A 12,175-nucleotide genomic window follows, 5' to 3' on the forward strand; every position below is an offset into this window, starting at 1 on the left:
ACCCCGCCTCGGCGGTGAGGCGGCTTACCGCCCCGGTCCGGACCGGGACGGACGCGCCGGCGAACGGGTCCCGGCCCGGGGACACGGGGCTTCGGGATCCCGAACCCTCTTCCGCGCTGTGGATCGCGGGCGGGACGGCCGGTCGATAGCGTCCGAGAACCCTCTCGTACGGGGGCCGTGGCGTTCCGAGGGCCCTCTCCGTACGAGGACCGTTCCGTACGGCCGTCGGGGCGCCCGCGCGGTCGCGGCCGGGCCCCGGGAAAGGACCGCCCCGTGAAGTTCGGCGTCAACCTGCCCAACTACGGGCCCGAAGCCACCCCCGACGCCCTCGCCGGCTGGGCGCTGCGGGTGGAGGCGATGGGGTACCACTACGTCATGGTCTCCGACCACGTGGCGCTCACCCCGGACGTGCGGCACCTCTTCCCCGCCCCGTTCTACGACCCCTTCGCGACCCTCGCCTGGCTCGCCGGCGTCACCGGGACCGTGGGCCTCGGTACCACGGTCGCGATCCTCCCGTACCGGCACCCCGTGCACACGGCCCGGATCGCCGCCAACATCGACCGGTTCAGCGGCGGGCGCCTCGTCTTCGGCGCGGCGGCCGGCTGGGCCGCCGGGGAGTTCGCCGCCCTCGGCGTCCCGTACCGCGAGCGCGGCGCGATCAGCGACGAGTACCTCGCCGCCATCAAGGCCTGCTGGCGCGACGAGGTCGCCTCCTTCGAGGGCGTCCACGTCTCCTTCCGCGAGGTGCGCACCGGGCCGCTGCCGGTGCAGCGCCCCGGACCGCCCGTCTGGGTCGGCGGCCACAGCCGCGGCGCGCTGCGCCGGGCCGTCCGCCTCGGGGACGCCTGGCACCCCACCTCCGTCTCCGGCGACTGGCTCCTCGGCACGGGGCTGCCCGCGCTCCGCCGGACCGCGGAGGAGCACGAGCTGCCGGTGCCCGGCGTCTGCCCCCGCATCAAGCTCCGGGTCACCCCGAGACCGCTGGGACCCGGACGGCTGCTCGGCGAGGGCACCCCGGCCCAGATCGCCGACGACCTCGGACTGCTCCAGGACCTCGGCGCGCGGGCCGTCGTCCTCGATCCCACCTACCCGGGCGACCGGCGGGAGGCGGGGCGCACGGCGCGGGACCTCGACGTCCTGGAGACCCTGGCGAAGGAGGTCGTCGACGTGGACGCGGGGTCGGTGCGGTGACCGGCCGGACGTGACGCGGGGCCGTGTGCGGGCGGCGGCTCCGTACTCCCGTAACTCCCTTACCTCCGTACTCCCGTAACTCCGTGCTCCCGTAACTCCGTGCTCCCGTACTCCCGTAACTCCGTGCTCCCGTGCTCCCGGCAACTCCCGTACCGGCGACGACTTCGTACGATGGGCGAGGGGCGGTCGGCCGCCGGGGCGCCCCCTTGGAGACGGGAGGGGGAGCGGGACGTGGTCGATCCGGACCTGCGGAAGCTCCGCGTGCTGAGGGAGCTCAGCGAGCGCGGCACCGTCAGCGCGGCCGCCCGGGCGCTCCACCTCACCCCGCAGGCCGTCTCGCAGCAGATCAGCTCCCTGGGACGGGAGTTGGGCGTCCCGCTCACCGAACCCTCCGGGCGCCGGCTGCGGCTCACGGGGGCGGCGCGGATCGTGCTCCGGCACGCCGACGCCGTCTTCACCCAGATCGAGCGGATGCGCGCGGACCTCGCCGCGCACCGGAGCGGCGAGCACGGCGAGGTGGCCGTGGCGGGCTTCTCCACCACCCTCTCGGCGCTCGTCCTGCCCGCCGTGGCCCGGCTGCGGGAGACCCGGCCGCTGCTGCGCACCTCGCTGGCCGAGGTCGATCCACCGGAGAGCTTCTCCCTGCTGCACCGCGGCGAGACCGACGTCGTCATCTCCGCCGACACCGCCGGGAACCCGGGCCCGGCGGGCGACGACGGCCTCCCCGACGGGCGCTTCCACCGGATCCCGCTCTGCGAGGACCCCTTCGACATCGCCCTCCCCGAGGGCCACCGGCTCCTCGGAAGCCCCCGGCTGCTCCTCGCCGACCTCGCCGAGGAGACCTGGATCTTCGCCACCACCGGCATGTGCCACGACATCGGCGTGGCCGCGTGCACGGCCGCCGGGTTCACCCCGCGGGCCTCCCACGCCATCGGCGACTGGGACGCCACGCTCGCGGCGGTGCGGCTCGGCCTCGGGGTCGCGCTCGTCCCGCGCCTGGCCGGGCCGCCCCCGCGACCCGAGGTGACGATCCGCGCGTTCAGCGAGCGGGCCCCTTCCCGGACGGTCTTCGCGGCCGTACGGGAGGGCAGCCAGACCTCCCCGGAGATCGCGGCCGTCCTGGACGCGCTGCGCACCGTCGCCAGGGCGGCCGTGACGGCCTGACCGGCCGTCGGGCCGGCGATCCGCCGTCCCTGCCGTCGGTCAGGCCCCCGCCCCGGCGACCTGGCGGCCCCGTCGTCCGTCCTGCCCCCGCCCCGGCGGCCCTGCTGTCCGTTCCGGCCTCCGCCCCCCGACGCGCGACCCTCCACGGCTCGTGGAAGGTACCGTCCAGCAGACGTTGCTGGATCCCGCCCGGACGCCGGTGCGAGGCTCGTCGCCGTACCGCGGACCGTTCCGCGCGTCGCCCTCTTCTTCCTCTTTTTTGCTTGTCCCCTGGCGAGCCCTTCCGGAGAGCGGGAACACCCATGTCCCAAGCCACCTGCGCGCGACTGGCCGCGCTGAGCCTCGTCTGGGGCTCCGTCTTCCTGTGGATCAAGATCGCCGGGTACGGCTTCTCGCCCGTGCAGATGGTCCTGGCCCGGCTCGCGCTCGGCGCCGCCGTCCTCCTCGCCATCGGATACGCGAGGGGCCTGCGGCTGCCGAAGGAGAAGGCCGTCTGGGGCCATCTGACCGTGGCCGCGCTCCTCGGCAACGCGATCCCCTGGACCCTGTACGCGGAGGGGGAGGTCGAGGGCTCCAGCAGCGTCGCCGCCGTCGTCAACGGCAGCGCGCCGATCTGGACCCTGGCCACCGCGCTGCTGCTCGGCCGGGAGAAGCGGATCTCCGGCTTCGAGGCGGGCGGCGTCCTGCTCGGTCTCGGCGGCACCGCGCTCATCGCCTCCCCGTGGAACTCCGCCTCGGCCGGCAGCGGCTGGAGCGTCCTCTGCTTCGTCCTCGGCTCGATCAGCTTCGGCGCCGGCTTCGGGTACACGGGCAGGTTCCTGGTGGGGAGGGGCGTTCCGCCCCTGACGCTCGCGGGCGGCCAACTCGGCGCGGCCACCGTGCTGCTCCTGGCCGCCTTCCCGTTCCTGGGCCTCCAGGACGTCACCTGGCGCACCGACTCGGTGGTCTCGGTCCTCGTCCTCGGCGTGGTCTGCACCGGCTTCGCCGCGCTGCTCAACTTCGAGCTGATCGTCAAGGACGGCGCCACGGTCGCCTCCACCGTCACCTACCTGATGACCGCCGTGGCCGTGGTGCTCGGCGCCGTGGTGCTGCGCGAACCGCTCGGCCCGACCGTGTGGCTGGGCGCGGCGGCGGTGCTCGCGGCCACCGTCCTGCTCCGGCGCGAGCCGCGTCCGGCGGCGGAGGGGAAGGCGTCCGAGCCGGCCGCACGGCCGGCTCCGGAAGTCCGCACGCAGACCACCGGATCCGTCGGACCCACCGATTGATCCCCGACTCCGGAACCAGGGAGACGCGCATGCCCTTCGTGGTCGACATCGCCTTCCGCGGCGCCGAGGCGGACCGGCGGGATCTCGAAGGAGCCCACCGGGCCTACTGGGGAAGGATGGCCGCGTGCGGCGTCCTGCTCGGCGGCGGCCCCTGGCGGGACGGCACCGGGGAGCTCCTGGTCTGCGCGGTCCGCGATCGTCTCGCGCTCCTCCGGGTGCTCCGCGCCGACCCGTACGCACGGGCACGGGTCGTAGGGGAACCGAGGATCCGGGAATGGGACGCGGTGACGGGCCGCGCGGTCCTCGCCGGACCGGAGCGTTCCACCGGCGGTCCCGGAACCCGCGAGGGCACCTCGCCTCCCGCGCCCCCGCCCGCCCGTACGGAACTGACCGCCCACGAGCGGCGCATCGCCGCGATGGTGCTCGAAGGCCTGACCAACAGGCAGATCGCCGGGACCCTCACGGTGTCGACCCGGGCCGTGGAGCTGCACATCACCCGTATCTACCGCAAACTGGGCATCCGTCGGCGTGTGCAACTGGCCGCCGCCGTCGACCGGTCGACGGGCGCGCCGAGACGGCCCCTCGCGCCCCCGGTCCACGACTCCAGATAGCGGAGCACCGCCAGGATCCGCCGGCTGCAGCCGTTCGCGCGATCCAGCTCCGGCTTGTCGAAGACGGAGTTGAGGTGCTTCTCCACCGAACTCGGCGCGAGGTGCGGCTTCTGCCCGACCGCCGTGTTCGTGTGGCCCTGCGCGAGCGCCCCCGGGACCGCCCGCTCCCGGGGCGTGAGCCACGCCGGCGGATCCCCGCGCGTGGTCCGCACGACCAGCCGCCGTACGACCTCCGGATCGATCACCGCGCCGCCGGCGTGGACCCGGTCGAGGGCGTCGAGGAACTCCTCGACCTGGGCCACCCGGTCCTTCAGGAGGTGGCCGACCCGCTCGGCGCCCGTCGCCGGGAACTCGGCCGTGCAGGCGCGCTCGACGTACTGGGAGAGGGCGACCTCGCTGCGCAGCGGCGGGAAGAGGTTCTCCAGGGCGATGGCGAGCCCGGCCCCCGGACCGCCCGTCGTGTCGACGAGCCCGGCGGCCCAGCCGGCGAAACCGCACGCGGGCTCCCCGTCGAGGGCGAGGGAAGGGGGGAGTGGGCAGGGAAGGCGATCGGCACGGCAGGAACTCCCAGGAGGTGGTCGGGATCCCGGGGCTCCTCGCCCCGGCACCCCTTCACGCCAGGAATCCGGCCTCCACGCCGGTACGGGGCTTCCCGCCCGACCACCCCGCGGAAAACCGCGGGGTGCGGGGCTTCCCGCCCGACCAACCCGCGGAAAACCACGGGGTACGGGGATTGCCGGACCCCGGCAGGGCGGTGCGCCGTTCGGCGCGTACCGCACGCGTGTGGGTGGCGGCCCCGCCCCGTCCCCTTCCGGCTCAGGCCGTGAAGGCGGCGGCGATCACGTGGCTGTCCTCGTGCATGTGGTAGCCGGTGATCCGCCCGTCGACGACGGTGAAGTGCAGCGCGAACGGGTTGGTGAACGTCTTTCCGGTGGAGACGACCCCGAAGCGGCTGCGCCCGGTGACGACCGCGTGGACGCCGTCGACGACGGTGGCGGTGACCGTGAACTCCTCGGCCGGGGTGAGGACGGTGCCCAGGACGGTGAAGAACCCGGCGATCTCGTCGCGACTGGAACGGGTGCCGGTCCAGGGGACGTCGGGGGAGCCGGGGACGTCGAAGTCGACGGTGTCCGCGAACAGTTCGAGCAGGCCGGGCAGGTCCCCGGCGCCGAAGCGCTCGAAGAAGGCGTCGACGGTGCCGAGGGTCTCGGGGGTGCGGGGCATGGTGGCGGATCCCTTGCTTCGTGACGGGCGTCGGGGCGTGCGGAACGGAGCCGTGCGGAGGGGAGGCCGGTAGGTCCAACCATCCGGTTGGAGTCTGGCACGCGCCCGGTCCGAAGTCCAACCATCCGGTTGGACCCGGTTAGGGTGAGGCATGGCCTGGGACACAGCACGCACCAAACGCCTCCTGCTGGACGCCGCCGTGGAGGAGTTCGCCGCATTCGGCCCCGAGGGCGCCCGGGTGGCCCGGGTGGCGACCCGGGCGGGCGTCAACAAGGAGCGGATCTACCAGTACTTCGGCAGCAAGGAGAAGCTGTTCGCGGCGGTCCTGGAGTCCGAGCTGGGCAAGATCGCGGCCGCCGTGCCGCTGACCGCCGAGCACGCCGCCGACCTGGGCGCGTACGCGGGCCGGGTCTTCGACTACCACCGCGCCCATCCGCACTTCGTGCGCCTGCTGGCCTGGGAGGGACTCCAGGGCGCGGACCGCGTGGCGGCCGAGGACGAGCGCGCGGGGCACTACGACGAGAAGATCGCCGCCGTCGCCCGCGCCCAGCGTGACGGCACCCTCGCCGACGAGGTCGCCGCCGGGCGGCTCATCCACGCGGTCATCGCCCTGACCGCCTCCTGGTTCATGCTGCCGCAGCTCAGCCGCATGCTCGTGCCCGACCTCGTCGAGGCGGGCCCCGACGCCCAGCGCGAGGCCCTCGTCGCCCTGGTCCGCCGCCTGACCGCCTGACCGTCCGACCGTCCGGCGGGGGACGCGGGCGGTCCGGCCGCCGGGACGGCGGCCGCCCCGGACCGCCTACCCTTGACGCATGACGAGCAGCAGCGACCGGAGCACCGCAGTGAGCGTTGACGGCACCAAGACCTATGAGATCCGCACCTACGGGTGCCAGATGAACGTCCACGACTCCGAGCGGCTCTCCGGTCTGCTGGAGGAGGCGGGTTACGTACGGGCCCCCAAGGGCGCCGACGGCGACGCCGACGTCGTCGTCTTCAACACGTGCGCGGTCCGCGAGAACGCCGACAACAAGCTGTACGGCAACCTCGGCCGGCTCGCCCCGATGAAGACCACCCGCCCGGGCATGCAGATCGCCGTCGGCGGCTGTCTCGCCCAGAAGGACCGCGACACCATCGTCAAGAAGGCCCCGTGGGTCGACGTGGTCTTCGGCACGCACAACATCGGCAAGCTGCCGGTCCTCCTGGAGCGCGCCCGCGTCCAGGAGGAGGCGCAGATCGAGATCGCCGAGTCCCTGGAGGCCTTCCCCTCCACGCTGCCGACCCGCCGCGAGTCCGCGTACGCCGCCTGGGTCTCGATCTCCGTCGGCTGCAACAACACCTGCACCTTCTGCATCGTCCCGGCCCTGCGCGGCAAGGAGGAGGACCGCCGCCCCGGCGACATCCTCGCCGAGATCGAGGCGCTGGTCGCCGAGGGCGTCTCCGAGATCACCCTGCTCGGCCAGAACGTCAACGCGTACGGCTCCGACCTCGGCGACCGCGAGGCCTTCTCCAAGCTGCTGCGCGCCTGCGGGCAGATCGAGGGCCTGGAGCGGGTCCGCTTCACCTCCCCGCACCCCCGCGACTTCACCGACGACGTGATCGCGGCGATGGCCGAGACCCCCAACGTCATGCCGCAGCTCCACATGCCGCTCCAGTCCGGCTCGGACACGGTCCTCCGGGCGATGCGCCGCTCGTACCGCCAGGAGCGCTTCCTCGGCATCATCGAGAAGGTCCGCGCGGCCATCCCGCACGCGGCCATCTCCACCGACATCATCGTGGGCTTCCCCGGCGAGACCGAGGAGGACTTCCAGCAGACGATGCACACCGTCCGCGAGGCCCGCTTCGCGAACGCCTTCACCTTCCAGTACTCCAAGCGCCCCGGGACCCCGGCGGCCGAGATGGAGGGGCAGATCCCCAAGGAGGTCGTGCAGGACCGCTACATGCGGCTCGTCGCGCTCCAGGAGGAGATCTCCTGGGAGGAGAACAAGAAGCAGGTCGGCCGCGTCCTGGAGGTCATGGTCGCCGAGGGCGAGGGCCGCAAGGACGGCGCCACCGACCGCCTCTCGGGCCGTGCCCCCGACAACCGGCTCGTCCACTTCACCAAGCCGGACGGGGACGTGCGCCCCGGCGACGTCGTGACCGTCGAGATCACCTACGCCGCCCCGCACCACCTCCTCGCCGAGGGCCCGGTCGCGTCGGTGCGCCGCACCCGCGCGGGCGACGCCTGGGAGAAGCGCACCGCCGAGAAGCCGAAGGGCGTCCTGCTCGGCCTCCCCAAGATCGGCGTCCCGGCCCCCCTCCCGGCGGCCGACGTCCCGGCGTGCGGGGCGAGCCACTGATCTGAGGTGCGGTGATTCCGGGGCCCGGGTCTGCCGGGTCCTGGGGCCACCGGGCCCCGGGGCTGTGCCGGTCGGGGGTTCCCCGGACCCCGGCCGCACCGGGAGCCGTCCCCGGACGGCACCAGGAGCACAGACAGCATCGGGAGCCTTCCCCGGGCGGCAGCAGGAGCCGTCCCCGGACGGCGCAGGTCCGGCGCAGTAAGGTGCGGATCATGCTTGTCGCCGCAGCCGTCTGCCCCTGCCCGCCGCTCCTCGTGCCCGAGGTCGCGACCGGCGCCGCCCCCGAGCTGGACGCCGTGCGGGCCGCCTGCGCGGACGCCGTCGGGCTGCTCGCCGCCGCCCGCCCGGACCGGCTGTACGTGGTCGGGCCCGCGGCCGACGGCGCCGACGGAGTCTTCCCGGCCGGTGCCACGGGCTCCTTCGCCGGATTCGGCGTCGACCTCTCCGTACGCCTCGGCGACGGCCCGCCCGGCGAACGGCCCCTCCCCGTCTCCCTCGCCGTCGGGGCCTGGCTCCTCGACCGGGCCCGCTGGGCCGGCGCGCCCGTCGAAGGGCGGGCAGTGGGGGAGCGGACCCCGGCCGAAACCTGTGCCGGGACCGGTCGCGAGCTCGCCGCCTCCGCCGACCGCGTCGCCCTCCTCGTGATGGGCGACGGCAGCGCCTGCCGGACCGTGAAGGCCCCCGGCTACCTCGACGAGCGGGCCGCCGGCTTCGACGCGGAGGCCGTCCGCGCACTCGCCGGGGCCGACGTGCCCACGCTGCTCGCCCTCGACGCGCGGCTCGCGCACGAGCTGAAGGTCTCCGGCCGCGCTCCCTGGCAGGTCCTCGCGGGCGCCGCCGAGGGCGCCGGGCTCGACGGCCGACTGCTCCACGAGGACGACCCCTACGGGGTGGAGTACGTCGTCGCGGCCTGGTCCTGAACGACCCCGGAAGCACCCTCGGAGGCATCCGGGGACATCCCGGAAACACCCCGGACGCGACGACGACGGCGGATGGCCGCAGAGCTGCACAGCTCTGCGGCCGTCCGCCGTCTCGCCGGAGAACCGGCGGGGGGGGGAGAGACCGTCAGGCGGCCGGCGGCGGCGTCACGCCACCGCCGCTGCCCGGCGTGCCACCGGTGCCCGGAGTGCCGCCGGTCCCGGGCGTGCCACTGGCGCCCGGCGTCCCGTCGTTCCCCGGAGCGCCGCCGTCCTTGTGGCCCATCCGGTCGATCGCTTCCTTCGCCTTGCCCGTACCGGAGTGGATCTTGTCGCTGTACTTGCCCTTGGTCCTCTCGTCGACCACCTTCGCGGCCTTGTCCAGGCCCTGGTCGATCTTGTCCCCGTGCTGGTGCGCCAGATCGGCGACCTTCTCCTTGGCCGGGGCGAGCTTGGCCTTCAGCGAATCCATGAGACCCATGGGGGCACCTTCCCTCCGCGGGCCTCGCGGGCCCGTCCTTCGTGTCCTGCCCCCAGCACCCGGGGGCCTGCCTGCGCGCCTTCGGCCGCCTCGGCGCCCTCCGTACGGTCCGCCTTCCCGTTCTTCCCCGAAGAACTCACGCTTCTCCGGAGAGCACGCGACCGCGTCCGTCTTCCTGCGCCGCCCGACAGGCCCTGGGCGGGAACCTATGGCAAAAACTTGCCAAAACACCCATATCCACTCCTCACCCTACTCGGAGGGGGCTCGTCACGCGGCTCGTTCGGGGCGGTGCCGGAGGTTTGCGAAACTGGTGCGGTGAGAAGCGCAGCTCCCGCCCCGCGGGTCATCGCCGTCGTCGGCCCCACGGCGGCCGGAAAGTCCGATCTGGGTGTGTTCCTGGCCCAGCACCTCGGCGGCGAGGTCGTCAACGCCGACTCGATGCAGCTCTACCGGGGGATGGACATCGGGACCGCCAAACTGACGCCCGAGGAGCGCGGCGACGTCCCGCACCACCTCCTCGACATCTGGGACGTCACCGAGGCCGCCAGCGTCGCCGAGTACCAGCGCCTCGCCCGCGCCGAGATCGACCGGCTGCTCGCCGCCGGCCGCACCCCGGTCCTCGTCGGCGGCTCCGGCCTCTACGTACGGGGGGCCGTCGACGCCCTGGAGTTCCCCGGCACCGACCCCGCCGTCCGGGCCCGTCTGGAGGCCGAGCTCGACGAGCGCGGCTCCGGCGTCCTGCACGCCCGGCTCGCCGAGTCCGACCCCGGGGCGGCCCGCGCGATCCTGCCCAGCAACGGGCGCCGCATCGTCCGGGCCCTTGAAGTGATCGAGATCACCGGCAAGCCCTTCACCGCCAACCTCCCCGGCCCCGACTCCGTCTACGACACCGTCCAGATCGGCGTCGACGTGGCCCGTCCCGAGCTCGACGAACGGATCGCCACGCGCGTGGACCGGATGTGGGAGGCCGGACTCGTCGACGAGGTGCGCGCCCTGGAGGCGCGGGGCCTGCGCGAGGGCCGCACCGCCGCCCGCGCCCTCGGCTACCAGCAGGTCCTCGCGGCGCTCGCGGGGGAGTGCACCGAGGACGAGGCGCGCGCCGAGACCGTGCGGGCCACCAAGCGGTTCGCCCGCCGCCAGGACTCCTGGTTCCGCCGCGACCCGCGCGTGCACTGGCTCAGCGGAGCCGCCGACCACCGGAGGGAACTCCCGCGAGAGGCGCTGTCGTTGCTCGAACGAGCGGTTACAGCCTGATCACGTGATGGCATCGGGACGCACTGCCCGTCATTCCTGCGGTCGGGAGCGTGCCATCATCGAGCATCGATCGACCAAGTGGAGTCCGAGTGGGGAGGGCGCGTGGCGATGGAGGCCGGCCCTCGCGACAGAGAACAGCGCGAAGCGGTCCTGGGCGACCCGACGGCGGTTCCGCCGGGTGACGCCCCCGGACGTCCCGGGCACCCGGCGGACGACGCTCCGGTCGGACCACCGGGGCTGACCCCGGACGGCCCCGACGACGCGGTCGGCACCGCCGTCGAGGTGGACGCCGACGAGGTCGAGGTCGAACTGCGCCCCCAGCGGCGACTGCGGATCTGGCAGCTCGCCCCGATCGTGGGCCTCGCCGCCGTCGGCTCCCTGATGTTCGCCTTCCCGCTCGCCTTCGGCTCCGGGGACGGCGGCGCCGTCGTCGCCATGCTCGGCCTGCTCATCAGCTCCTGCGCGGCGGGCTGGGGCGTGATGGCCGCCCGCAAGGTCGGCCACACCTGGCCCGGCCTCCCGGCGCGCGGCTCCGGCGAGCGCCCCGACTGGCGCGTCCTCGCCCTGTACGTGGCGACCATCGGGGCCCTGGTGACCCTCGCGGTCTGGCGCGTGGCCCGCCTCCGCTGAACCTGCGCGGGAGACCCGTACGCCCCGGCCCGACCCCGCTGCCCCCGCCCCGTACAGTTGATCTCGTGACCAGCACGCAGACCTCCCCGCTCCGTTTCCTCAAGGGCCACGGCACCGAGAACGACTTCGTGATCGTCCCCGACGCGGAGAACGCCCTCGACCTGCCCCCCGCCGCCGTCGCCCGGCTCTGCGACCGGCGGGCCGGCATCGGGGGCGACGGACTGCTGCACGTCGTGCGCAGCGCCGCCCACCCCGAGGCCCGGCACCTGGCCGACGAGGCCGAGTGGTTCATGGACTACCGCAACGCCGACGGCTCGGTCGCCGAGATGTGTGGCAACGGGGTCCGGGTCTTCGCCCGCTACCTGGAGCACGCCGGACACGTCACCGCCGGCGAGGTGGCCGTCGCCACCCGCGGCGGGATCAAGCGCGTCCACCTCGACAAGGACGGCTCCGTCACCGTGGCCATGGGCCGCGCGGTCCTTCCCGAGGCCGCCGCCACGATCACCGTCGACGGCCGCAGCTGGCCCTCCCGCAACGTCAACATGGGCAACCCCCACGCGGTCGCCTTCGTCGAGGACCTCGACCACGCCGGAACCCTGTTCACCGAGCCCGCCTACGAGCCCGCCTCGGTCTACCCGGACGGGGTCAACATCGAGTTCGTCGTCGACCGGGGCCCCCGCCACGTCGCCATGCGGGTCCACGAGCGTGGCGCCGCCGAGACCCGCTCCTGCGGCACGGGCGCGTGCGCCGTCGCCGTCGCCACCGCCCGCCGGGACGGCGCCGACCCCGCGGAGACCGGCACCCCCGTCACGTACACCGTCGACGTGCTCGGCGGGACCCTGGTCATCACCGAGCACCCCGACGGGCGGATCGACATGACCGGCCCGGCCGTCATCGTCGCCGAGGGCACCGTCGACCCCACCTGGCCGGCCGGCGGCCCCGCGAACGCCGCAGCCCCTCGAATCGAAACTGTCAACGACTGAATTATCGCTCGAATGGGTGATCCGATTCACGCTGAGCGAGAGCGTGACTGCGCCGCGTGGTGGGGTCGGTAGCATCAAGCACCGGCCCCCGGGCACGCCTGGCCCGCCCACCGCCGGTC

Annotated in this window: 13 protein-coding genes; 10 read left to right on the forward strand and 3 right to left on the reverse strand. The window is 74.1% G+C overall.

All coding sequences use genetic code 11. From position 1 onward, the window contains the following. The first annotated feature begins 273 nt into the window (after positions 1-273). From AB0398_RS26325 to AB0398_RS26340, 4 genes are all read left to right on the forward strand, one after another. On the forward strand, positions 274-1,191 hold the full coding sequence (locus AB0398_RS26325; protein ID WP_366378095.1) for a TIGR03619 family F420-dependent LLM class oxidoreductase: 918 nt from the start codon (positions 274-276) through the stop codon (positions 1,189-1,191). A 231-nt stretch (positions 1,192-1,422) separates the two neighbouring features. After that, on the forward strand, positions 1,423-2,355 hold the full coding sequence (locus AB0398_RS26330) for a LysR family transcriptional regulator (RefSeq protein WP_366378096.1): 933 nt from the start codon (positions 1,423-1,425) through the stop codon (positions 2,353-2,355). A 302-nt stretch (positions 2,356-2,657) separates the two neighbouring features. Next, the gene (locus tag AB0398_RS26335; RefSeq protein WP_366378097.1) at positions 2,658-3,620 is read left to right on the forward strand and encodes a DMT family transporter; all 963 of its coding nucleotides are present in this window, start codon (positions 2,658-2,660) and stop codon (positions 3,618-3,620) included. A gap of 29 nt (positions 3,621-3,649) precedes the next feature. Next, positions 3,650-4,231, forward strand: a complete 582-nt coding sequence (locus AB0398_RS26340) for a LuxR C-terminal-related transcriptional regulator (protein WP_366378098.1) — start codon at positions 3,650-3,652, stop codon at positions 4,229-4,231. Here AB0398_RS26340 and AB0398_RS26345 read toward each other — a convergent pair. Both AB0398_RS26345 and AB0398_RS26350 read right to left on the reverse strand, forming a co-directional pair. Continuing rightward, complete coding sequence (locus AB0398_RS26345) at positions 4,123-4,839, reverse strand: LuxR C-terminal-related transcriptional regulator (RefSeq protein WP_366378099.1); 717 nt, start codon at positions 4,837-4,839, stop codon at positions 4,123-4,125. The genes AB0398_RS26340 and AB0398_RS26345 overlap by 109 nt on opposite strands. 208 nt (positions 4,840-5,047) lie before the next feature. Beyond that, a complete protein-coding gene (locus tag AB0398_RS26350) occupies positions 5,048-5,455 on the reverse strand; it encodes a nuclear transport factor 2 family protein (protein WP_366378100.1) in 408 nt (135 codons plus the stop codon). A gap of 151 nt (positions 5,456-5,606) precedes the next feature. On the opposite strand from AB0398_RS26350, the gene AB0398_RS26355 reads away from it, so the two are divergent. From AB0398_RS26355 to AB0398_RS26365, 3 genes are all read left to right on the forward strand, one after another. Continuing rightward, positions 5,607-6,188, forward strand: coding sequence for a TetR family transcriptional regulator (locus AB0398_RS26355; protein WP_366378101.1), 582 nt, complete (start codon positions 5,607-5,609; stop codon positions 6,186-6,188). A 79-nt stretch (positions 6,189-6,267) separates the two neighbouring features. After that, entirely contained in the window at positions 6,268-7,791 is a 1,524-nt protein-coding gene (gene miaB, locus AB0398_RS26360) for a tRNA (N6-isopentenyl adenosine(37)-C2)-methylthiotransferase MiaB (RefSeq protein WP_366378102.1), read from the forward strand. A 212-nt stretch (positions 7,792-8,003) separates the two neighbouring features. After that, positions 8,004-8,711, forward strand: a complete 708-nt coding sequence (locus AB0398_RS26365) for a class III extradiol dioxygenase subunit B-like domain-containing protein (RefSeq protein ID WP_366378103.1) — start codon at positions 8,004-8,006, stop codon at positions 8,709-8,711. 145 nt (positions 8,712-8,856) lie between these two features. Here AB0398_RS26365 and AB0398_RS26370 read toward each other — a convergent pair whose 3' ends face one another. Then, the gene (locus tag AB0398_RS26370; RefSeq protein WP_366378104.1) at positions 8,857-9,189 is read right to left on the reverse strand and encodes an antitoxin; all 333 of its coding nucleotides are present in this window, start codon (positions 9,187-9,189) and stop codon (positions 8,857-8,859) included. Positions 9,190-9,504: 315 nt separating this feature from the next. On the opposite strand from AB0398_RS26370, the gene miaA reads away from it, so the two are divergent. The 3 genes from miaA to dapF all read left to right on the forward strand — a co-directional run bounded on the left by miaA (position 9,505) and on the right by dapF (position 12,056). Further along, the gene (miaA, locus tag AB0398_RS26375; RefSeq protein ID WP_366378105.1) at positions 9,505-10,443 is read left to right on the forward strand and encodes a tRNA (adenosine(37)-N6)-dimethylallyltransferase MiaA; all 939 of its coding nucleotides are present in this window, start codon (positions 9,505-9,507) and stop codon (positions 10,441-10,443) included. A gap of 108 nt (positions 10,444-10,551) precedes the next feature. Continuing rightward, on the forward strand, positions 10,552-11,073 hold the full coding sequence (locus tag AB0398_RS26380; protein ID WP_366378159.1) for a hypothetical protein: 522 nt from the start codon (positions 10,552-10,554) through the stop codon (positions 11,071-11,073). 65 nt (positions 11,074-11,138) lie between these two features. After that, a complete protein-coding gene (gene dapF, locus AB0398_RS26385; protein WP_366378106.1) occupies positions 11,139-12,056 on the forward strand; it encodes a diaminopimelate epimerase in 918 nt (305 codons plus the stop codon). The last annotated feature ends 119 nt before the right edge of the window (positions 12,057-12,175 follow it).

The organism is Streptomyces sp. NPDC086147, assembly GCF_040702165.1.
GTDB lineage: Bacteria > Actinomycetota > Actinomycetes > Streptomycetales > Streptomycetaceae > Streptomyces.

What these genes read in the sequence shown, in the direction of transcription:
- AB0398_RS26335 (WP_366378097.1), top strand. Translation starts at nt 2,658, where the DNA reads ATGTCCCAAGCCACCTGCGCGCGACTGGCCGCGCTGAGCCTCGTCTGG.
- AB0398_RS26340 (WP_366378098.1), top strand. Translation starts at nt 3,650, where the DNA reads ATGCCCTTCGTGGTCGACATCGCCTTCCGCGGCGCCGAGGCGGACCGG.
- AB0398_RS26350 (WP_366378100.1), bottom strand. Translation starts at nt 5,455, where the DNA reads ATGCCCCGCACCCCCGAGACCCTCGGCACCGTCGACGCCTTCTTCGAG.
- AB0398_RS26355 (WP_366378101.1), top strand. Translation starts at nt 5,607, where the DNA reads ATGGCCTGGGACACAGCACGCACCAAACGCCTCCTGCTGGACGCCGCC.
- miaB (WP_366378102.1), top strand. Translation starts at nt 6,268, where the DNA reads ATGACGAGCAGCAGCGACCGGAGCACCGCAGTGAGCGTTGACGGCACC.
- AB0398_RS26365 (WP_366378103.1), top strand. Translation starts at nt 8,004, where the DNA reads ATGCTTGTCGCCGCAGCCGTCTGCCCCTGCCCGCCGCTCCTCGTGCCC.
- AB0398_RS26370 (WP_366378104.1), bottom strand. Translation starts at nt 9,189, where the DNA reads ATGGGTCTCATGGATTCGCTGAAGGCCAAGCTCGCCCCGGCCAAGGAG.
- AB0398_RS26380 (WP_366378159.1), top strand. Translation starts at nt 10,552, where the DNA reads ATGGAGGCCGGCCCTCGCGACAGAGAACAGCGCGAAGCGGTCCTGGGC.